Origin of the sequence: Luteimonas aquatica (assembly GCF_022662575.1) — a bacterium.
Lineage (GTDB): Bacteria > Pseudomonadota > Gammaproteobacteria > Xanthomonadales > Xanthomonadaceae > Luteimonas > Luteimonas aquatica.
The window spans coordinates 883,030-904,435 of record NZ_JALBFU010000001.1 but is presented as its reverse complement, the minus strand read 5'-3'; the positions used below and the strand labels follow the sequence as shown (position 1 = coordinate 904,435).

Here is a 21,406-nt window from a genome sequence, read left to right as displayed (position 1 = left end):
CGTGGCGGCAGGGGGCCCTGTCCCGATCGTCTTGCCAGGTCGTCGCTTCTCGGCCGGCGGGGAGGGGGCAGCTGGCTGGCGCCCCTGGTGCCCGTCGCAGGACCTGAGTAAGATAATCGGACGGGGCCTGATGATCAGGCGGGTTTCTTCGTGAGCGGCATGGGATGCTGCGCTCGCCCGAAAGCCGGACAAGGATGACCGGTCTGCGGTCTGCCATGCGCAGCCGCCATCGCCGCCTCGAACTCGGGGTGGGCCGTATTCCTTTTCCGCCCCGAAGGCCGAGTCCGCGAGATCTGCCGCGCGGGCGATGCCGTGTCCGCGGGATGGGCGATGGGCCGCCTCCCGGCGGGCGCGCCGGTGCGCAGGGCGTCAGCCGGTTTTTGGGACGGAACAGGGGTGTCGGAAATGATCAGCAGACTCGCCGCAGCGACCGAGGTGCCCATTTCCGGATGGCGTGTTTATGATCCCGGCTGGCGAGTCTTCGCCAGGGGTGCTTTCATCCTCTCTTTCTTTCGGGATGCAACGGCATGACGCAGAGTAAAACGCTGGTCCTCGCGCTGGTGGTATTGCTGTCAGGCGCCTGCGCCAAGGCGCCCGAGGGCAGTACCGCGGCTGCGGAGAGCGGGGCCACGGCCTCGCAAGCCGACAGCCCCGCTTCTTCAACAAAAAAACAGGATGTTCCGACCGTGCCGAACGACAACCAGAATGCCACCGCCATCAAGCCGCCCGCCGCGGACAGCGTGCTCTACGTCATCTACAAGAAGGATGGAGACGGGGCCACTTCCTACGAGGTCGACTTCGGCAGCCGGGTGACGTACTGGTACGGCCATCAGTTCGACTTCAAGGGCAAGCATTACTTCACCGGCTTCGCCTACAAGACCGCGGAAAAGGTCGGCGAAGAGGAAAAGGAGGCGCCCGAGGGCAAGGTAGCGATCTCGCAGGCGACGTTCGAGCTGACCAAGCCGCAGGACAAGGCGCCGTGGAAGCTGCTGGAGACCGACGGCTTCGTCGGCGAATTCGGCGACAACGGCAAGGCCGTGGACATCGACGACCAGCGCCAGCCGCAGACCTTCGAGACCCAGGACGGGCGCCTGCTGCTGGCCGTGCCGACCAGCGGCTTCGCCTCGGGCGTGGCGACCACCGGTTTCGCCTTGTTCGTCTTCGACCCGTCCGAGGTGGACAAGCTGCGCGACCAGCATTGGGCCTACGTGGGCAGTATCGTCGCCGGCGAGGACAACGCGGCGGCCTGCGACGAGGGCAAGGTGATGCCGTGCGTGTCCAGCACCGGAACGCTGGCGTTCCAGGCGGCGAAGGACGGCGGCGGCCTGCCGGCCCTGCATGTGGCCAAGTCGGGCACCACGATCGAGGCACCGGGCAAGACCCGCGCGCTGGGCGCGCAGGATGCGGCCACGTATGCCTACGACAAGGAACAAAACAGCTACAACCCCTGATCGAATTCTATGTTGACCGAGAACACGCAACTCACGGAAGAGTTCGGTTGGCGCATCGTGGCGAAAGCCGCATATCACTGAGAGGAGCCAGCGATGGCACGCGATTACAGCAGAAGGGAAGTTCTCGACATCGTAGAACGCGAAGCGAACGAGCGCGGCATTCCGCGCGACGATTTCCTGCGCTTCGCCTATATCGAAACCGGCGGCGGCTTCAACGAGCGCGCCCGCAACGACAGCGGCGCCAAGGGCCTGTTCCAGTTCATGCCGAGCACGGCGGCGCAGTACGGCATCAGCGGCCGCGAGTTCGACCCGGTGGTCAACACCGACGCCGCGGCGCGCCTGTACCTGGACAACCGCCGCGACCTGGTCAATGCGCACACGCGCAACGGCCGGCCGTACCTGTCCGGCGAGGGTCAGCCCAACGGGCTGGACATGTACCTGGCCCATCAGCAGGGCTCGGGCGGCTACCGTTCGCTGCAGAACGCCATCGCCACCAACGAGTTCAGCCTGCCCAGCACGCGGCGCAACATCCTGGCCAACGTCAGCTCGGACGATTTCGAGCGCCTCACCGGCCATCGCTACAGCGAGTTCCGCGGCATGCAGCCGCGCGAGATGGCGACCGCCTTCACCCAGTACTGGGACGCCAAGTTCGATCGCGTGCGCATCCCGGAGAAGGGCATCGAGCCGGTCACGGACGGCCGCCAGCCGACCCAGGGCCAGCAGCAGAGGCAGACGCCCGGCCAGCCTGCGGCATCGCCGCTCGCCGACGACGTCCTGCGCAAGGGCGAGCGCGGCGCGGAAGTGGTGAGCCTGCAGCAGTCGCTGAACCAGCTCGGTTTCCACGACGCGCGCAATCGACCGCTGGAGACCAGTTCCGGCATCTACGGCGACCGTACCGCCGAGTCGGTGCGCAGCTTCCAGCAGGCGAACAACCTGGAGCCCACGGGCGTGGCCGACCGCCGCACCCGCGATGCCATCGGCGCGCAGCTGCAGCTGCCCGAAGCCAGCCGCAATCGCCCGGCGCCGCCGGCGCAGGCCGAAGGCACCTGGCCCGCGCCGGGCAACACCGGCATCAACCGCGCCGACAAGGCCGGCGAAGGGCGCGGCGAGTTCGGCACCTCGCGCGGCGGCGGCGCGCGTACGCACCGCGGCGTCGACATCCAGGGCGATGTCGGCGATCCGATCGTGGCCTACGGCAGCGGTACCGTCCGCGTCCAGCCCAACAACGGCGCGGCGGGCAACACGGTGACCATCGATCACGGCAACGGCGTGGTGACGCGCTATTTCCACCTGAAGGACATCAACGTCGAGGACGGGCAGCAGGTGCAGGCCGGCCAGCAGGTCGGCACCATGGGCCGCACCGGCAACACGCCGCGCCAGGGCGATACGCACCTGCATTTCGAGATGCATCGCAACGGCCGCGCCGTCGACCCGATGGACTACCTGACCGTGCCGGGCCGCGAGCAGCGCCAGGGCGCCGTCCAGCCCACGCCGCAGCAGCCGGGCAACGCCGAACTGGGGCGCGACAATCCGCTCTACAACCAGGCGCTGTCGCAGCTGGAGCGCCTGGGCGCCAACGGCGGCTTCCGCAACCGCGACGAGATGCAGCGTGCGGCGGCCACCACCGCCTTCGAAGCCAAGGTCAGCGGCCTGGAGCGGATCGACGGGCTGGTGCCCAGCACCAACGGCCAGGGCCTGATCGCCACGCAGACCAACCCGAACAACCCGCTGGATACCCAGCGCGTGTACGTGGACCGGCAGCAGGCGGTGGCGCAGCCGGTGGCCGAGCGCCTGCAGAGCTTCGATGCCGAGGCGCGCGCGCAGGAGCAGAGCAGGAACGACCAGCAGCAAACGCAGAAGTCGTCCGGGCCGACCTTGCCGGCCTGACCTGGACCTTCCCGCCCGACCGCCACGCCTCAGGAATAGGACGTCCCATGACCATGAAGTTCCGCTCGCCCCTGTCCGTGCCCATGGCTGCGAAGGGATTCGCGCTCCTGCTGTCGGCGCCCATGATCCTGGCCGCCTGCGACAGCGGGGCGGGCCAGGCACCGCAGGCGGCGGAACCGAAGGCGGCGGCGGAAGCGCCGGCACAAGCGGCCCCGGCCGCGCCGGCGGTCGCCGCCAAGCTGAAAGCGGGCGCTTCCTATGCCGACACCCGGGATGCGCTGACGGCGGAAGGCTGGTTGCCGCTGCAGGATTGGGAAGGCTGCCGGAAAGGGCTCGGCGCCCGGCGCGATCTGTGCGAGCAGACGCCCGAGCTCGCGTCCTGCGGCGCGGAAACGCAGACCTGCGTGGTGCAGTTCGCCGATACGGCCAGCCAGCAGGTCGCGGTGCTCAGCGTTGCCTGGCAGGAGGGCGGCTCGGGCTTCGGCGCCCTGCGGTCCTGGAAGTTCGCGGCCGCGCCTGCCGCGCCCGCGAGCGGGCAGTGTCCGGCCAAGGACTTCAACGGGTTCCTGAAGGCGTTCGCGGGCGACGAGAAGCTCCGCGCCAGCTACACGGCGCCGGTGCTGCAGGTCGCGCAGATGTCCGACCAGGGCGAGGCCGGCTATGTCGAGCAGAAGATCGCCGTGGCGGCGAAGGACTACAACGAGTTCTTCCTCCGCTACCGCGACGGCGCCTTCCGCATCGTCAACAGCGCCGGCGAGATGGGGCCCGATCCGATCACGCTGGACATCAAGCCGGAGGCTGGCGGCGCCTATCTCGTCGGCATTCCCGACGACGTCGAGGGGATTTCCTACCGATTCGAACCCTACCGGGGCTGCTGGAGGATGACCGCGGATCCTGTCGCCGCACCCTGATGCCGGTCCGCGGCTGGCGCAAGGCCGGAACGGACACCACTTAATTTCACTTCAAGGAATGGAGCATTACTCATGCCGAACGATCGCATCACAGTAATCGAGCCGTATGGAAACGTCAGCAGCAACCGCACCGTCCCGCACGGGATGACCGGCGCGCAGGCGTACGATCTTCTGAAGATCCATCATCCGAATTCCAATGCGCGCGCCGAGCGCACGCAGGACCCGGACCTGATGGAACGCAACAGCAAGGGCGTCCCGCGCACGGGCCGCGTGGTCGAGGGCGCGATGGAGGAGGTCTCCTTCGTCGGCGACAAGGACGGCATCCCGCTGGTGAAGAAGGACCTGATCCTGCAGACCGACCGCGGCAGCCGCAACATGATGGTGCCGAGCCCGGTGGAAGGCTACGTGCAGTTCACCGGCGACAGCTCCAACACGATCAATATCTGGAGCGGACCGCCGACCGATCGCAACCGGGAGCTGGTCGGCCGCGTGCTGCACGGCGCCAAGGGCAGCTCGCCCTTCACCGAGGGCCAGTTCGTGCCGTACGGCGCGCCGCTGGTGACCCAGTCCAACACCGGCACCAAGGCCGTGCACGCGCATGTCGAGGTCGAGCCGGACCAGTTCCGCCGCTATCTGGGCGACGTCCTCAACGACCGCATCACCCGTTCGCAGTGGCCGGGCCAGAACGGCCGCCAGCAGCCGGAGGGCGCGCAGCAGCCCGGCGGCAGCCAGACGCAGCCGGGCGGCCAGTCGCAGCCGGCGCGCGCCCCGGCTGATCCGATGGCCGACGGCATGCTGAAGAAGGGCGAGGAGGGCAAGTCCATCGAGGAGCTGCAGAAGACGCTGAACCAGCTCGGCTTCCGCGACGCCCGCAACCAGCCGCTGGAGACCGACGGCAAGTACGGCCAGCACACCAAGGAAGCAGTGGAGGCCTACCAGCGCGCGCATCCCGGCCTGGCCGTGGACGGCATCGCCGGCAAGGATACGCTGGGGTCGATCAACCGCACCCTGCTCGAAGGCAAGACCACCGCCAGCACCGAGGTCGAGGGCGTCAACAAGCCGGCGCAGAACGGGGGCAGCGCGGGCATCGACAATCCGCTGTACCGCCAGGCCGTCGAGCAGCTGGAAAAGCAGGGCCCGAACGGCGGCTTCAAGAACCGCGACGAGATGCAGCGCGCGGCCGGGCAGGTGGCGTTCGAGGCGACGGTGCGCGGCATGTCGCGGATCGACGAGGTGGTGGCCAGCACCGACGGCAAGGGCATCATCGCGGTCGAGCGCAACCCGAACAACGCGCTCGACGTGAACCGCACCTACGTGGACAGGCAGCAGGCCGCTGCCGTGCCGCTGGAGCAAAGCCAGCAGCAGATCAGCGCCGAGATGCAGCGCCAGACGCAGGAGGCGCAGACGCGCCAGCAGCCGCAGCCGACGCAGTCCGCGCCCACGCCCGGCGGCCCCTGATCCGCGCCGGTCCGGTCGCCACCAACAGGCCCCCGCCTCGGCGGGGGCCTTTTTGTTTGCGTCTCCGGCGCGCGTGCCGGGATTCTTGCCGGCGTTTCGCGACGCATTTCCGCGTCCGGGCAGCCGGCGCCGCCGCATAATCGCGCCAGGCGGGATGCGGGCGCGGCGTCGGGGAAACGGCGCGTCCGCGGCGATGTCTGCTTTGCCCGCCGGACTGCGTTGACTCTATCGAGGTGGAAGTTCCGTCAAAACGATCTCCTGGGGGGAGAGATGCACATTCGAACGATCGTCTTGCTGGGCGCCCTGTGGCTGTCCGGCTGCAGCGCCATGGCCGTGCGCGACGCGCGGCCCGACATCGGGCCGCTTGCGGTCTCCACGTCCGTCGACATCGCCAGCAAGGATCACGACGTGCTGCGCTACTACGGCGATCCTTCGCAGCTGATCGGCAATTTCCAGGATGCCGAGCGCAAGGCCTGGGCCCCGGCGCCGGCCAGCGCGGACCTGCAGCGCTACCTGCACCTGGGGCTCGCCCTGTCCGATGTCTATTGCGCCGTCTACCTGGGACAGCTCGGCAATGCCGAGAACCACCAGCGCTTCGCGCGCAGCACCACCTCGGACGTCGGCGGCCTGGCGGCACTCGGATTGGGGCTGTTGAAGAACTCGGCGCAGATCGTTTCGCTGACCGCCGGCGGCTTCGCTTTCGCGGACAACCTCTTTCGCAACTACTCGACGGCGTACATGCCGTCCGAGAGCGTGAGGAAGAACTACGATCTCTTCCGCAAGGCGCGCGGACAATTGCTCGACAGCCTGAGCACGGCCCAGGTCGGCAATGTCGCCCAGGCGCAATCGCGGATCAACTTCTACGCTTCCACCTGTACGCTGGGCTGGATGGAGAAACTGACCGCCTCGGTCGCCGAGAAGGTGACTTCGGCGCAGATCGGCGAAGTGCTGGAGGCGTCCTCGCCGGTGCCGGTGCGGGTGGAGGACAAGCTGCAGGCGATTCCGGATGCGAAGCAGGCGGCGCCTGTCGCGCCACCCGTCACGCCGGACAAGAAGACGTAGCGACGCCCAAAAAAGAAGCCGCGGATGACCGCGGCTTCCGGTGTCGAGCGATGTCGGTCGGCGGTTACGCCAGGCCGGCCTGCTTCATCACTTCGGCGGCGTAGTCCTCGACCACCTTCTCGATGCCTTCGCCGACGGCCAGGCGCTGGAAGGAGACGACGTCCGCGCCGGCGGCCTTGAGCACGGCCTCGACGTTCTTGTCCGTGTCGAGCACGTAGGGCTGGCCGTACAGGGTGACCTCGTTGACGATCTTGGCGATCTTACCGCCGATGATCTTCTCCAGGATCTCGGCCGGCTTGGCCTTGTCCTTCTCGGACATCTTGGCCAGCTCGATTTCCTTTTCCTTGGCGATGAAGTCGGCCGGGACATCGGAGGCCTTGTTGTGCGGCGGGTTCATCGCCGCGATGTGCATGGCCAGGCCGCGCGCCAGTTCGGCGTCGCCGCCCTTGACCTCGACCAGCACGCCGATACGCCCGCCGTGCACGTAGGCGGCGACATTGTTGGCGCTGTCGATGCGGGCCAGGCGGCGCACCTGCACGTTCTCGCCGACCTTGGCGATCAGCAGCGCGCGCGCTTCCTCGACGGTGTTGCCGCCGGAAGTCTTGGCGGCCTTCAGCGCCTCGGCGTCCTGGGCGCCGCTGTCGAGCGCGGTCTTGGCGACCTCGTCGGTGAAGGCAACGAAGTTGCCGTCCTTGGCGACGAAGTCGGTCTCGGAGTTGATTTCCACCAGCACGGCCTTGCCGCCGTCCTGCGCGGAGGAGATGCGGCCCTCGGCGGCGACGCGGCCGGCCTTCTTGTCGGCCTTGGCCAGGCCCGACTTGCGCAGCCACTCGGCGGCGGCGTCGATGTCGCCGTTGTTTTCGGTCAGCGCCTTCTTGCACTCCATCATGCCGGCGCCGGTGCGCTCGCGCAGTTCCTTGACCAGGGAAGCGGTGATTTCAGCCATTGTGGACCTCGATATGTTTCGGTATTCGTGAGCGGCCGCACCAGGGCGGCCGGCGATGAGAGCCGTCTGCTTCGCGCGGGCGGGGAGCGGGTGGGCTCCGCGCCGGCGCATGGCCGGGGCGCCTGCGGCGCGTTCGGCGATGGAGACGGCCGTGGCGCAGCCGCGCACTATCGCGCGGCCGCGTGACGCGCCGATTACTCGGCGGCCGGAGCCTCTTCGGCTTCGGACTGCGCGGCGGCCTTCTTGGCCGGCGCCTTCTTGGCCGGGGCGCGGCGCGACTTGTCGCCTTCCTCGCCTTCGGCGAACTCGTCCTCGCGCACGCTGGCGACGTTCGGCGCGGCGGCCTTGCCTTCCAGCACGGCGTCGGCGGCGGCGCGGGCATAGAGCTGCACGGCGCGGATGGCGTCGTCGTTGCCCGGGATGGCGTAGTCGACCAGGGCCGGATCGTAGTTGGTGTCGACGACCGCGATCACCGGGATGCCGAGCTTCTTGGCTTCCTTGATGGCGATGTCTTCATGGCCGATGTCGATCACGAACAGGGCGTCGGGCAGGCGGTTCATGTCCTTGATGCCGCCGAGCGAGGCGTCGAGCTTCTCGCGCTCGCGGCGCAGGCCCAGCACTTCGTGCTTGACCAGCTTCTGGAAGGTGCCGTCGGTTTCGCCGGCTTCCAGCTCCTTCAGGCGCGAGACCGACTGCTTCACGGTACGGAAGTTGGTCAGCGTGCCGCCCAGCCAGCGCTGGGTCATGTACGGCATGCCGCAACGCTCGGCCTCTTCCTTGATCGCCTCGCGCGCGCTGCGCTTGGTGCCGACGAAGAGGATCATGCCGCGCTTCTGCGCGATCGCGGAGATGAAGTTCATCGCGTCGCCGAACAGCGGCACGGTCTTCTCGAGGTTGATGATGTGGATCTTGCCGCGGGCACCGAAGATGTACGGCGCCATCTTGGGGTTCCAGTAGCGGGTCTGGTGGCCGAAATGCACGCCGGCTTCCAGCATCTGGCGCATGGTGATCTGGGGCATTGCTTGGTAACTCCTGATGGGGAATCGCCGGCACAGCGGGCTTTGCATTGATTCGAGTCCGCACGATGGGAGTGCGCGGGCTCTTGCAGAGCAACCTGTGCAAGACAATTCCGGGGTTGGGCCTCCCCTGCGCGCCGCAGCCAGATCCGCCGGTACTCAGACCAGTGGACACCCCGGTGCGGTGGTGTGCGAAGGGTGTGGATTCACCGGTTGACGCCCGGTGTCGGCGGTCGGCCGGCGAAAAACTGCCGATCGAACCTGTTCATGTTAACCGTTTCTTGAAATTCACGCAAGTTCGCCGGTGTTCAAGCGCTTGATCGCCAAGGACGCCTTCGCCAAGCAGACCGGCCAGGCATACCCACCCGGGGACGCCCGCAGGCGCGTGCCTGGATTTCGGTGGTGCGGCAGGCCATCGGCGCGCCGCAGGGCGGCGTCGCCGAACCGGGAACCCCGCCACCGGGCGATTACATCAGTGTGCGCTTCGCCGTCCAGTTCGCGTCGGGTCAGGTGGGAACGGAACTCATCACCACCTATCGCCAGGAAGCGCCCGGAACCTGGCAGCTGGCCGGCTACGTCCTGCAGTAGGACCGTGCGGGACGAGGCCGAGCGGCGCCAACGCCGGCAGGCGCGGTGCCGTCCGTCGCGCGACCGGCCACTCAATAGGTGATGGTGACGGTGATGACGTCGCTGTAGCTGCCGGCTGCCGGCGCCTGCGCGGGCGGAACGCGGCCATAGACCACCAGTGTCTGCGCCGCGCCGGTCCCGGTGCCCAGGACGCTGTCGGTGCCGCCGTTGCCCCAGCGCTGGGTGCGGCCGACGTCCTGGTAGAGGTCATAGGAGACATAGTTCGCCGTCGTCCCCTGGCGCATGCGGCGGATGCCGCCGCTGGCGTTCTGGCCGTCGTTGAGGCCGATCAGCCAGCTGGTGCGGCCGGTGCAGGTCAGGCCGATGGTCGAGGTCTGATCGATCGCGCTGTCGATCACGCCGGGAACGCTGCCGAAGTCCAGGTCGGTGGTGGCATAGGCCCGGCAACTCGCGGGCACCCGGGCGGAAGTCGTGATCGGGAACGCGCCGTTCACGCTCGTGCCGCCGTCGCCGCCGCTGGTGCAACTGGCCGGATAGCTGGAGCCGCCCAGCAAGGACGGCTCGTCGAAGCGGTAGTCCATCGAGGTGTGGTTGCCGGAGAAGGCATTGCCGTAGATGCCGGCGAAGAAGGTCTGCGCCCCGGGGACGCGCCCATAGATCGTGACCGTGGTGCTGCCGCTGCCGATGCCGGTAAGCACGCTCACGGGATATTCCATGTCCAGCAGCAGCGGAGTAGGAATGCTGCTGACCAGCCGCGAACCCCAGATCTGGGAGCGTGCCGGATCGGTGTACATCTGGAACTGCAGCGCGTCCAGGGTGCTGGTCATGCGCCTGGGATTGAAATTGCCGCCGCCCTGCGCGCCATCGCCGATGTTCAGGCACAACCGGACCCGGGTTCTGCCGGCGAGGCTGAGGGTGAGGCCGGACGAGGAGCACGTCACGGTGAAGGTCGTCGAGGTGTCCGTGTTGGTGCTGGTGGAGACATTGCCGAAGGCCAGGGTGGAGGAGGTGGCGCTGCAATTGGTGGCGGCGCTCGCGGCCGGCAGCCACGCCGCGCCTGCTGCGAGCAGGAGCAGGGACAGCGCCGCGCGCAGGCAGGATGCGGATATCGTCATGGCGAGGGCTCCTTCGCGCACTGCAACGGTCCGATGCGGGGAATCGAGGGCTGGCCGGACGGATAATCGAAGTCCACGGCGCAGCCGCCGCCTTCCGGGAAATCGATGCGCAGGCGATTGTGCGGCTGGAGCGCGTCGAGGTAGGTCTCGCCGTCGTAGCCCACCACCGCCGGCTCGGCCGAGCCGGGCGCGTGCACCCGGCTGCCCAGCGGCAGCGGCGCGCCGGAGGCGTCGCGCAGGACGAGCACGGCCGCCCGCACCGGCGTCAGGCCGAAGCGAACGCCGACGCCCGAGCGGTCGCGCGGCGCGGCCAGGACGTCGACGCGGTCGATGCGCAGGTTGGCCGGCAGGTCGAGCGGATCGATCGAGAGCTTGTTGTCCTGCCAGGCCTGCAGCGGCGTGACCAGCAGCATGCCGTCGGCGTCGGTGCGGCCCACCAGGCGGTTCTCCAGCTTCACCGGCACGCCGGCGATGCCGTCGGTGGAGACCACCGCGAAGGCGTCGGTGATGCTGCGCGCCGCGAAGGCATGGCCCCCCATCCACACCAGGCTGCCGCTGGCGCTGGCGTAGCCGTAGGCGTGGCCGTCGAAGCTGGCGACGCCGGCACCGTAGCGGCCGACCGGGGAAATCCAGCCGACCTCCGCCAGTCCGCCCTCGCCGTCGTCGCCGCCGCGCGCCTGCAGGCGCCAGCCGTAGCCGCGATCGATGTCGCCGTCGCCCGGCACCGGCTTGGAAACGTCGAGCACGGCGTTGTCGCGCCGGCCGTTGCGCTGGAAGGACACGCTGGCCTGGCGCTCGTCGCCGAGCGCGATGCTGACGCCCAGATAGAGCGTGCGGTCGTCGTGGTCGTCCAGGTTCTGGTTGTACGACAGGTTCGCCGCCCAGCCGCGATCGAAGGTCTGCGTCCAGAACACGCCGGCGTAGCGCGTGTCCTCCTGGTCGGGATAGCGCAGCCGCAGATAGCTGGCGCTGAAATTGCCCAGCCGCGACAGGTTGACGCCGGCCAGGGCGCGCTCGCTGATCTCGGCCGGCGGCACGCCGTAGAGCGAGGCGATGTCGCGGTAGTCGCCGTGCGTGCGCTGGCTTTGCAGGGAAAGGTTGAAGCGGTTGTTGTTCCAGCTGTAGCCGAGCGAGGTCTGGCCGCCCTGCAACCCGTCCAGGCTGCTGCGCGCGTAGGACGCGCTGGCCACGCCGGCGCGGCCGAGCAGCCATAGTCCGCCCAATCCGGCGCTGGCGAGGCCGCCGCCGCCCTCGGCATGCGCCTCGAAAGTGAAGTCGTCGCTGATGCCGTAGCGCAGGTTGCCGCTGGCCACCGGATCGTTGCCGTAGGAGAAGGAGCGTATGCCGTAGTCCTCGCGCACCACGCCCAGGGCCAGCGACCAGTCCGAGAGCCCCTTGGCCAGCAGCTGCTGCGTGGCGTAGAAGGGGAAATCGATGCTGCGCGTGCGGCCGAAGGCGTCGGTGACGACGATCTGCGCGTTGCCCACGCCGCTGATGCCCGGCACCGTCGCCAGCTGGAACGGGCCGGGCGGCACTTCGCCGCTGTACTGGCGGATGCCGTTGACGTACAGGTCGACCGCTGAGGGCACCGCGGCTTCGCCGAGAAAGGCGGGCAGGGGCGTGGTGATGCGGTACGGCTGCAGGGAGAAGTTGCGCCCGATCTGGATGCCGCCCAGGCGCACCGTGCGCGTCCAGTCGAGAAAGCCGCTGTAGCTGTCGCCGAGGGTCAGCGTGACGGCGGAGTCGGGGAACGACAATTGCCAGCTGCTGTCCAGGCGTACGGTCTCGCCGCGCCAGCCTTCGCCCTTTTCGCGATAGGTGCGGGTGAGCGCCGAAGTGCTGAACACGCCGGCGCCGACGCCGAACAGCCGCAGCTCCGCGGTGGCGGCGAGGTTGCTGGCGCCGCGCTCCTGGCTTGCGTAGAGGTCGTAGTTGAACAGCGCGCCGGGCGAGGCGCCGGCCGGGCTGCTCGACATGCCATCGGGCCGATTCAAGAGCGTCGTGTCCAGCGAGAGCAGCGACAGCGGCGCGTCGAGATGGACGCGCTGCAGCGCCGCGTCGTAGCGCACGGACAGTCCCGGCAGCGAGTCCAGCGCTACCAGTTCCGCAGGCTGGCGGCCGGGCAGGGCAAACCCGATCTCGCGCAGCGTCGCCACGCTCGCGCGCAGCGAATCGCGCGAACGCATGAAGTGCGCCAGGCGGCCTGTATCGGTACGGTTGAGGGTGACCTGCAGATACAGGTCCTCGTCGCCGTCGGGATCGGCAAGGGGGCGCGCGGGATCGAGCGTGACGTCGGTCAGCGGCCGCGCGCCGACGTCCGCATCCGCGGCCGCCGCGATCTGCGGCACCCCCGTCAGCAGCAGCGCGGACGGCAGCAGCAGTTCAGGGCGAAGCCGACAACGCCAGCGGCTGAAGAGCGGCTGCACCGTTGATCCTCGCGACGAAGATGCCGCCCGTGAAGCGGGAAGCGGGAGACTTCAGCGGCCAGCGCATGGTCTGTCCGGCCAGCGCGTATCCCAGCAGGCCTGGCGTGACCGGCGCTGCCGAGGCCGCGTCCTTGCCGTAGGCGAGGTCGGCGATCTGCGCATGCTGCGTGCCGCGGTTGCGGACTTCGAGGATCGCCTCGCCGTCGCCGCTGCCCAGCAGGCGCGCATCGAGCGCCGGCGCGGGCGTCGGCGCCCCGGCCGCGGCATCGGGAACGACGAAGATCGGCACCGAATAGCGCAGCACGAACTGCAGGCCCTGGCGATCGCGGGCGCCGCTCGGCAGCTCGTCGACGATGACGCGATAGGTGGTTTCCGCGGCGACCGGTTGCGGCGCCGTGCGGATGATCCGCACCACCTGCTTCTCTCCCGGCTGCAGCGTCTGCATGGCCGGGCTGACGACCAGGTCGTGGCTGGGATCGAGCGATTCCGCGCCATCGGACTGGGTCCAGCGGAACATGCGCAATTGCACCTGCACCGGTTCCTTGCCGCTGTTGCTGAGCCAGAGCACATCGGCGTTCTGGCGGCCCTGCAGCGTCAGGGAGGTGGGCGCGACCTGCAGGCTCGCCGCCGGCGCGCCGCCGGTCCATGCCGCCGCCAGCAACAGCAGGGCGGCGGCCAGGGCCCGAAGGCGCGCATGCGTCGTCGTCGGGCCGCGGCCGTTCCGGATCATGCGCCGCTCAATAGACGATGGTCGCGGTGATCGTATCGAGATAGGAGCCGGCCGCCGCGTTGTTGGTGCTGGGATTGGCGACGCGGCCAAAGACCGGATAGACCTGGTTGAGGCCGGTGCCGGTGGCCGAGAGCGTGTTGGTGCCGACCGTGCTGCCCCAGACCGTGGTGCGCTGGGAGTTCTGGTAGAGCTGGTAGGCGACGAAGTTGTTGGTGGTGACGGCGCCGTCGATGTTCTTCATGCGGCGGGTGTTGACGTCGTTGGCCGTGGACGGGTTCAGGCCGGCGTTGAGGGCGATGTTGTACGGGGTGAGCGGGCTGCACTTGGCGGTCACGCTGCCCTGGGCGTCGGCGTTGGCGGTCGAGTCGCCGGCTACGCTGCCGAAATCGACGTCGGTGGCGGCCGCGGCGGTGATCGTGCAGGCCTTGAGGATGATGATCTTGACGTTGAACTGGGTGGTGTCCGCTGCGGCGGCCTGGCCGCCGACGGCAAGCAGGGCGGTGGCGAGCAGGGCGGATTTCGACAGGCGCATGAAAAGTCTCCGAAGCGTGGACCGAAGTGCAAGCCAGGCGGGATTGCCGGCCACCGAAACCGAAGCAGGTTGCATGCCAGGGCTTTCGATTGACGGTGAGCACGACCCGGGGCGAATTCAGGAACGGAGTGTCTGAAACCGAACATGAAGATTTTGACAAGAAAAGGTGACGCAAACGTCATAAGCCGTTGATTTTTTTGAAGCGAAACGGGGCTTACGCTGCTGGTAGGGGCCGGAGTGCCGGTATTCTCGCTGCGCTGCCGGGCGACAGGGCGGTCCGGCTGTTCGTTCGACCGATGTCACTTTTTGACAAAATTTTAATGATTTGCTCCGCCGTGATGCATCCAGCTGCCTCCGCCGATCGCGCAGTTTCGGTCGGGGCGCCGGCTGCAGACGGCTACGGCAGGCGCCCTCCGTTCAGGCGCCGCGCGATCGGCGATAATTCCCGTCATGTCCATCCAATCGAAAACCCCCGACGAGATCGAGAAGATGCGCGTCGCCGGCCGCCTGGCCGCCGAGGTGCTGCAGATCGTCGCCCCGCACGTGAAGCCCGGCGTCACCACCGAGGCGCTGGACCGCATCTGCCACGACCACATCGTCAACGTGCAGCAGGCGATCCCCGCCAACGTGGGCTACCGGGGCTACCCGAAGACCATCTGCACCTCGGTCAACAACGTCATCTGCCACGGCATCCCGAACGAGTCGAAGGTGCTGCGCGAGGGCGACATCGTCAACATCGACGTCACCGTCATCAAGGACGGCTGGCACGGCGACAGCAGCCGCATGTACTACGTCGGCACCCCGTCGGTGATGGCCAAGCGGCTGGTGGAGGTGACGCGCGAGGCGATGTTCCGCGGCATCCGCGCGGTGAAGCCGGGCGCCACGCTCGGCGACGTCGGCCATGCCATCCAGAGCTACGCCGAGGGCGAGCGTTTCAGCGTGGTGCGCGAGTATTGCGGCCACGGCATCGGCAAGGTCTACCACGACGAGCCGCAGGTGCTGCACTACGGCCGTCCGGGCGACGGCGTGGTGCTGCGCCCGGGCATGACCTTCACGATCGAGCCGATGATCAACGAGGGGTCGCGCTATACCAAGGTGCTGCCCGACGGCTGGACGGTGGTCACCAAGGACCGCAAGCTGTCGGCGCAGTGGGAACACACCGTGGCGGTGACCGAGACTGGCGTGGAGATCCTCACCCGGCTGCCGGGCGACGACAATGACCTTTGACGGCGGCGCCGTCCCGGCGCGCCGGCGCGCCGGCGTCCGGACGGCATGAGCATCGACGTCTCCGACGAGGCCGCCTCGACGGGCGCGGAGACGCAATGGGCGCAGCAGGCGCGCGCCGCGCTGGCCCAGACCGACGCGCGGCTGGCCAAGCGCTTCGACCAGGGCGAGCGCGTCGAAAGGCTGGTGGCGCTGCGCGCGCGCGCCGTGGACGAGCTGATCCGCCAGGCCTGGGCGCGCTGCGTGCGCGGCGAGCGTCATGCCGAGAGCGGCGCCGAAGCCCTGCCGGCGTTGTTCGCGGTCGGCGGATATGGGCGCGGCGAGCTGTTTCCGCAGTCGGACATCGATCTGCTGGTGCTCGCCGAAGAAAGCGTCCAGCACGCCTGCGGCGAGCGCCTGTCGCGCTTCTTCGCCTCGCTCTGGGACGCCGGCCTGCAGGCCAGCCATGCCGTGCGCTCGCTGGCGCAGTGCACGCAGGCGGCGGCCGACCAGACCGTCCTCACCGCGTTGCTGGAAGCGCGCCCGCTGGCGGCGCGCGATGCCGAGCGCGCGGCGCTCGCCGAGGCCATCGCCCCCGACAAGGCGTGGCCGGCGCGCGAGTTCTTCCTTGCCAAGGTGGAGGAGCAGCGCAGGCGCCATGCCCGTTTCGGCGACACTTCCGACAATCTCGAGCCCAACCTCAAGGACGGGCCCGGCGGTCTGCGCGACCTGCAGACGCTCGGCTGGATGGCGCTGCGCAGCTTCGGCGTGCGTGAGCTCGAACCGCTGATCGGTCTCGGCCACCTCGGCGCCGACGAGGCCACGGCGCTGGAGCGCGAGCGGCGCAATCACGGCCGCCTGCGCTATGGCCTGCACCTGATCGCCGGGCGCCACGAGGAGCGCCTGGGCTTCGACTACCAGAAGGCGCTGGCCGCGCGCCTGGGCTACGCCGACGACGCGCAGAACCTCGGCGTCGAACAGATGATGCAGGGCTTCTACCGCAGCGCGGCGATCGTGCGCCGCATCAGCGAGCGCCTGCTGCAGCGTTTCGAGGAGCATTTCGACGGCGCCGCGGCGCCGACGCCGCTGGACACGCTGCCTGCGGGCGCGCGCTTCGAGTCGCGCCGCGATTACCTTGCGGCCAGCGATGCGCACTGGCCGCACGAGCGCATCGACGAGGTGTTCGCGCTGTTCGCGGCCTGGGCCGCGCACGACGGCCTGCGCGGCCTGCACTCGCAGACGGCGCGCGCGCTGGCCGAGGCGCTGCCGAAGCTGCCGGCCTACGACCAGACGGCGCCCGCCTCGCGCGAGGCGTTCATGGCACTGTTGCGCGGCCCGCAGCCGGTGAAGACGCTCGAGCGCATGGCGCGGCTGGGCGTGCTCGGGCGCTGGCTGCCGGCATTCGCGCAGGTGTCCGGGCGCATGCAGTTCGACCTGTTCCACGTCTACACCGTCGACCAGCACACGCTGGCCGTGCTGCGCAACCTCGCCGCGTTCTCCTCCGGAGGCGCCGACGAGCGCTTCTCGATGGCGCACGAGGTCTGGCCGACGCTGCGCCGGCCCGAACTGCTGCTGCTCGCCGGCCTGTTCCACGACATCGCCAAGGGGCGCGGCGGCGACCATTCCGAGCTGGGCGCCGACGACGCGCGCGCGTTCTGCCAGGCGCACGGCCTGTCCGAGAGCGATACCGCGCTGGTCGAGTGGCTGGTGCGCAAGCACCTGCTGATGTCGGTGACGGCGCAGAAGCAGGACATCTCCGATCCGGCGGTGATCCATCGCTTCGCCGCCGAGGTGGCCGAGCGCGAGCGGCTGGATTACCTGTACCTGCTGACCTGCGCCGACATCGCCGGCACCTCGCCCAAGCTGTGGAACGCCTGGAAGGATCGCCTGCTGGCCGACCTGCGCATTTCCACCCGGCTGGCCCTGCGCCAGGGGCTGGAGCATCCGGTGGCCGCCGCCGAGCGCATCGAGGAGACGCGCGCCGAGACGCGCCGCCTGCTGGCGCTGCAGCAGGTCGGCTTCCAGGAGATCGACGCGCTGTTCCGGCGGTTTCCCGAATACAGCTTCCTGCGCGCGCGTCCCGACCAGATCGCCTGGCAGGCGCTGGCACTGCGCGGCTGCCGACCCGGCCAGGCCGCGGTGGCGGTGCGCTCGCTGGCCGCCGGCGACCACGCCCTGGAAGTGTTCGTGCACTCGCCCGACCGCGACGGCCTGTTCGCGGCGATCGTCATCACGCTCGACCGCCTCGGCCTGGCCATCCAGCAGGCGCGCGCCCTGGACGGGCCGGGCGAGACCATCTTCGACAATTTCCAGGTGCTGCCGAGCGACACGCGCGTCGCGCCCGACCTGGGCGCGATCGAACGCCGGCTGCGCGAGGCGCTCGACGGTCCGCTGGAGCGCATCCAGCCGGCGCGCCGCGCGCAGCCGCGCCACCTGCGGCATTTCCGCCTCGCGCCGCGGATCAGCTTCGACGCCGCCGTCGACGGCCGCAACACCGTGCTCAGCCTGATCTGCAACGACCGTCCGGGCCTGTTGGCCGATATCGCCCACGCCCTGCGCAGCCAGCGCGTGCGCGTGCACGACGCGCGCATCGCCACGTTCGGCGAACGCGCCGAGGACGTGTTCCGCATCAGCGACACCGGCAACCGCGCGCTGGACGAAACCGCCTGCGCGGCCCTGCACACCGCATTGCTCGTTCACATCGACGGAGAATCCCCCCCATGAGTCCCGCAAAGAAGGCCACGCCGGCCTCCGCGAAGAAGAAGACGGCCAGGAAGAAGGCCGAACCCAAGGCGCCGGGCGTCGACGAGCTGAAGTTCATGATCGAAAGCGCCTGGGAGCGGCGCACGATGCTCACCCCCGACGAGATCGACGGCTCCACGCGGCCGACGGTGGAACGGGTGATCGACGGCCTGGAGAACGGCGAGTTCCGCGTCGCCGAGCCGGACGGCAAGGGCGGCTGGAGCGTCAACGAGTGGCTGAAGAAGGCGGTGCTGCTGTACTTCCGCACCCAGGAGATGGAAGTCGTCGAGGCCGATCCGGCGCCGTTCTGGGACAAGATCCCGGCGCGCTTCGCCGGCTTCGACGAGCCGGCCTTCCGCAAGCTCGGCGTGCGCGTGGTGCCCGGCGCGGTGACGCGGCGCGGCGCGCACATCGGCAAGGACGTGGTGCTGATGCCGAGCTTCGTCAACATCGGCGCGCATGTCGGCGCGGGCACCATGGTCGACACCTGGGCGACGGTCGGCTCCTGCGCGCAGGTGGGCAAGCACTGCCACATCTCCGGCGGCGCCGGCATCGGCGGCGTGCTCGAGCCGCTGCAGGCCACGCCGACCATCATCGAGGACCACTGCTTCATCGGCGCCCGGTCCGAGGTGGTGGAGGGCGTGATCGTCGGCCACCACAGCGTGATCGGCATGGGCGTGTTCCTGGGGCAGTCGACCCGCATCTACAACCGCGCCACCAAGGAGATCTCCTATGGCGTCGTGCCGCCGGGCAGCGTGGTGGTGGCGGGTTCGCTGCCGGCGCAGGACGGCACCCACTCGCTGTACTGCGCGGTGATCGTCAAGCAGGTCGATGCCAAGACGCGCGCCAAGACGTCGGTGAACGATCTGCTGCGCGGGTTGGCCGCTTGACGCACCGCGTCACGCGGCCAACGGCCGGCCAGGGAGAACCGCGCCGCCGGCGCGGTTCGCGGCCTGACCGGACGACCCGAAGCCTGCGCCGCGCCGCCATGGATGGCGGCATGGACGCTCCGAAGATGGGAAACAGAGAATGACCACGCTGTACGGCCTGAAGAATTGCGACACCTGCAAGAAGGCGACGAAATGGCTGGACCGCTTCGGCGTCGCCTATACCTTCGTGGACTACCGCGACCACAAGCCCACGCCGGATACGCTGGTGGAGTGGGCGCGCCAGGCCGGGGGATTCGATACGCTGGTCAACAAGTCCTCCACGACCTGGCGGCAGCTGCCCGAGGGCCGCAAGACGCCCGGTTCCGAGGCCGAGTGGAAGCTGCTGCTGCGCGAGTACCCGCAGCTGATCCGCCGTCCGGTGGTGGTGACCGACGACGGCACGGTCACGCAGGGCTTCAGCGACAACGACTTCAAGAAGCGGTTCGGCCTTTGAGCGCGCACCGGACATCGCCATGACCGACGTCCTGCAGCTGGCCTGCAGCCTCATCGCGCGCGCCTCGGTGACGCCCGAGGACGCCGGATGCCAGGCGCTGCTCGCCGAGCGCCTGCAACGCGCCGGCTTCGCCTGCGAGCGCCTGCGCTACGGCGAGGTCGACAATCTCTGGGCCACGCACGGCAGCGGCGGGCCGGTGCTGGTGCTGCTCGGGCACACCGACGTGGTGCCGTCCGGGCCGCGCGAGGCCTGGACCAGCGACCCCTTTGCCCCGGAGATCCGCGACGGCGTGCTGTACGGCCGCGGCGCGGCCGACATGAAGGGCAGCGTGGCCGCCTTCGTGGTGGCGCTGGAACGCTTCGTGGCGGAGCGGCCGGACCATCCGGGCACGGTGGCGCTGCTGCTCACCTCGGACGAGGAGGGCGATGCCATCGACGGCGTGCGCCGCGTGGCCGAGACCTTCCGCGAGCGCGGCGAGCGCATCGACTGGTGCATTACCGGCGAGCCGTCCTCGAAGGCGCGGCTCGGCGACCTGCTGCGCGTGGGACGCCGCGGCACGCTGTCGGCGACGCTGACTGTGAAGGGCGTCCAGGGCCACGTCGCCTATCCCGAGAAGGCGCGCAATCCGATCCACGAGGCGCTGCCGGCGCTGGCCGAGCTGGCCGCGCGCCGCTGGGACGAGGGCTACGAAACGTTTCCGCCGACCAGCCTGCAGATCAGCAACGTCCATGCCGGCACCGGCGCCAACAACGTGATTCCCGGCGAGCTGCAGGTGCTGTTCAACCTGCGCTACAACCCGCGCTGGGACGCGCCGCGGCTGGAAGCCGAATGCGAGGCGGTCCTGCGCGCGCACAAGCTGGACTACGCCGTCCGTTGGCATCGCGGCGGCGAGCCGTTCTACACGCCGGAGGGCCCACTGCGCGCGGCCGCGCGCGACGTGCTGGCGCGATACGCCGGCGGCGCGCCGGAGGAGAGCACCGGTGGCGGCACCTCGGATGCGCGCTTCATCGCGCCGCTGGGCGCGCAGTGCATCGAGGTCGGGCCGGTCAACGCCAGCATCCACAAGGTCGACGAGCACGTCGCCGTGGCCGACCTGGAAGCGCTGCCGGACCTGTACTTGGATCTGATCCGCAAGCTGCTGGACTAGCCGTCCGCGCAAGCGCGGTCTTCGGCTGCCCCATCAAGACGAAGGCGCGGAACCGGTCCGCGCCTTCGTTCGACCGCGAATGCGGCAGCGCTCAGTCGCGTCCCAGCCAGCGGTAGATGATGCCGCCGATCAGGCCGCCGAGGATCGGCGCCACCCAGAACAGCCACAGCTGCTGGACCGCCGCGCCGCCGACGATCACCGCCACGCCGGTGGAGCGGGCCGGATTCACCGAGGTGTTGGTCACCGGGATGCTGATCAGGTGGATCAGGGTCAGGCCCAGGCCGATCGCGATCGGCGCGAAGCCGGCCGGCGCGCGGGCATGGGTGGCGCCCATGATCACGATCAGGAACACCGCCGTCAGCACCACCTCGGTGAGGAAGCCGGCCGCGGGCGAATAGCCGCCCGGCGAGAACGCGCCCACGCCGTTGGTGGCGAAGGCGCCGGCCGAGGTCGGGTCGATGGAGAAGCCGCCGGTGCCGCTGGCGATCTGGTACAGCACCCAGGCCGCGACGATGGCGCCGAGCACCTGGGCCACGATGTACGGCACCAGGTCCTTGAGCGGGAAGCGTCCGCCGGCCCACAGGCCGAAGCTGACGGCGGGATTGAAGTGGCCGCCGGAGATGTGGCCGAAGGCGTAGGCGCCGGTGAGCACCGTCAGGCCGAAGGCCAGCGACACGCCGAGCAGGCCAATGCCGAGCGGATTGCCGTCGCCGCCGAATTTCGCGGCCAGCACCGCGCTGCCGCAGCCGCCCAGCACCAGCCAGAAGGTGCCGAGGAACTCGGCCGCCAACCGTTTCGTCAATTGCATC

The 21,406-nt window shown here is 69.3% G+C and carries 17 protein-coding genes and 1 pseudogene; 11 read left to right on the top strand and 7 right to left on the bottom strand.

Features of this window, described 5'->3' with window-relative positions; translation table 11 throughout:
• Window positions 1-527: 527 nt before the first annotated feature.
• The 5 genes and pseudogenes from MD221_RS04160 (at window position 528) to MD221_RS04140 (ending at window position 6,769) form a co-directional block, all read left to right on the top strand.
• Window positions 528-1,451, top strand: a complete 924-nt coding sequence (locus MD221_RS04160) for a hypothetical protein (RefSeq protein ID WP_242108039.1) — start codon at window positions 528-530, stop codon at window positions 1,449-1,451.
• 93 nt (window positions 1,452-1,544) lie between these two features.
• Window positions 1,545-3,242: pseudogene (locus MD221_RS04155) on the top strand (peptidoglycan DD-metalloendopeptidase family protein); the annotation flags it as partial.
• A gap of 218 nt (window positions 3,243-3,460) precedes the next feature.
• Complete coding sequence (locus tag MD221_RS04150; protein ID WP_242108038.1) at window positions 3,461-4,249, top strand: hypothetical protein; 789 nt, start codon at window positions 3,461-3,463, stop codon at window positions 4,247-4,249.
• A 72-nt stretch (window positions 4,250-4,321) separates the two neighbouring features.
• Entirely contained in the window at window positions 4,322-5,707 is a 1,386-nt protein-coding gene (locus MD221_RS04145) for a peptidoglycan-binding domain-containing protein (protein WP_242108036.1), read from the top strand.
• Between the two features lie 270 nt (window positions 5,708-5,977).
• Complete coding sequence (locus MD221_RS04140; protein ID WP_242108034.1) at window positions 5,978-6,769, top strand: hypothetical protein; 792 nt, start codon at window positions 5,978-5,980, stop codon at window positions 6,767-6,769.
• Window positions 6,770-6,833: 64 nt separating this feature from the next.
• Here MD221_RS04140 and tsf read toward each other — a convergent pair whose 3' ends face one another.
• Together tsf and rpsB are read right to left on the bottom strand one after the other, a co-directional pair.
• A complete protein-coding gene (gene tsf / locus MD221_RS04135) occupies window positions 6,834-7,715 on the bottom strand; it encodes a translation elongation factor Ts (RefSeq protein WP_242108032.1) in 882 nt (293 codons plus the stop codon).
• Window positions 7,716-7,909: 194 nt separating this feature from the next.
• The gene (gene rpsB, locus MD221_RS04130) at window positions 7,910-8,734 is read right to left on the bottom strand and encodes a 30S ribosomal protein S2 (RefSeq protein ID WP_242108031.1); all 825 of its coding nucleotides are present in this window, start codon (window positions 8,732-8,734) and stop codon (window positions 7,910-7,912) included.
• Window positions 8,735-9,133: 399 nt separating this feature from the next.
• Here rpsB and MD221_RS04125 point away from each other — a divergent pair, with 399 nt between their 5' ends.
• Window positions 9,134-9,319: a DUF4019 domain-containing protein gene (locus MD221_RS04125; RefSeq protein WP_242108030.1), complete on the top strand. Its 186-nt coding sequence runs from the start codon at window positions 9,134-9,136 to the stop codon at window positions 9,317-9,319.
• A gap of 71 nt (window positions 9,320-9,390) precedes the next feature.
• Here the strand turns inward: MD221_RS04125 and MD221_RS04120 are convergent, their stop codons facing one another.
• Genes MD221_RS04120 through MD221_RS04105 form a run of 4 tightly spaced genes read right to left on the bottom strand, consistent with a single transcriptional unit; the run spans window position 9,391 to window position 14,122 of the window.
• Window positions 9,391-10,434 carry a Csu type fimbrial protein gene (locus tag MD221_RS04120; protein WP_242108029.1) on the bottom strand — a complete coding sequence of 348 codons (1,044 nt, stop codon included), beginning with the start codon at window positions 10,432-10,434 and terminating at the stop codon, window positions 9,391-9,393.
• Window positions 10,431-12,773, bottom strand: coding sequence for a fimbria/pilus outer membrane usher protein (locus tag MD221_RS04115; protein WP_425602215.1), 2,343 nt, complete (start codon window positions 12,771-12,773; stop codon window positions 10,431-10,433). Before MD221_RS04115 ends, MD221_RS04120 begins: the two co-directional genes overlap by 4 nt.
• 43 nt (window positions 12,774-12,816) lie before the next feature.
• On the bottom strand, window positions 12,817-13,590 hold the full coding sequence (locus tag MD221_RS04110) for a fimbrial biogenesis chaperone (protein WP_242108028.1): 774 nt from the start codon (window positions 13,588-13,590) through the stop codon (window positions 12,817-12,819).
• A gap of 7 nt (window positions 13,591-13,597) precedes the next feature.
• Entirely contained in the window at window positions 13,598-14,122 is a 525-nt protein-coding gene (locus tag MD221_RS04105; RefSeq protein ID WP_242108027.1) for a Csu type fimbrial protein, read from the bottom strand.
• A gap of 450 nt (window positions 14,123-14,572) precedes the next feature.
• Here MD221_RS04105 and map point away from each other — a divergent pair, with 450 nt between their 5' ends.
• The 5 genes from map to dapE all read left to right on the top strand — a co-directional run bounded on the left by map (window position 14,573) and on the right by dapE (window position 20,597).
• Window positions 14,573-15,349: a type I methionyl aminopeptidase gene (map, locus tag MD221_RS04100; RefSeq protein ID WP_242108026.1), complete on the top strand. Its 777-nt coding sequence runs from the start codon at window positions 14,573-14,575 to the stop codon at window positions 15,347-15,349.
• A 45-nt stretch (window positions 15,350-15,394) separates the two neighbouring features.
• Window positions 15,395-18,049 carry a [protein-PII] uridylyltransferase gene (glnD, locus tag MD221_RS04095; RefSeq protein WP_242108024.1) on the top strand — a complete coding sequence of 885 codons (2,655 nt, stop codon included), beginning with the start codon at window positions 15,395-15,397 and terminating at the stop codon, window positions 18,047-18,049.
• Window positions 18,046-18,957: a 2,3,4,5-tetrahydropyridine-2,6-dicarboxylate N-succinyltransferase gene (gene dapD, locus MD221_RS04090; RefSeq protein ID WP_242108023.1), complete on the top strand. Its 912-nt coding sequence runs from the start codon at window positions 18,046-18,048 to the stop codon at window positions 18,955-18,957. Before glnD ends, dapD begins: the two co-directional genes overlap by 4 nt.
• Window positions 18,958-19,096: 139 nt before the next feature.
• Window positions 19,097-19,450 carry an arsenate reductase gene (locus MD221_RS04085; protein ID WP_242108022.1) on the top strand — a complete coding sequence of 118 codons (354 nt, stop codon included), beginning with the start codon at window positions 19,097-19,099 and terminating at the stop codon, window positions 19,448-19,450.
• Between the two features lie 19 nt (window positions 19,451-19,469).
• Complete coding sequence (gene dapE, locus MD221_RS04080; RefSeq protein ID WP_242108021.1) at window positions 19,470-20,597, top strand: succinyl-diaminopimelate desuccinylase; 1,128 nt, start codon at window positions 19,470-19,472, stop codon at window positions 20,595-20,597.
• Between the two features lie 91 nt (window positions 20,598-20,688).
• On the opposite strand, the gene aqpZ is transcribed toward dapE, so the two are convergent.
• Window positions 20,689-21,405, bottom strand: a complete 717-nt coding sequence (gene aqpZ / locus MD221_RS04075) for an aquaporin Z (protein WP_242108020.1) — start codon at window positions 21,403-21,405, stop codon at window positions 20,689-20,691.
• Between the last annotated feature and the right edge of the window lies 1 nt (window position 21,406).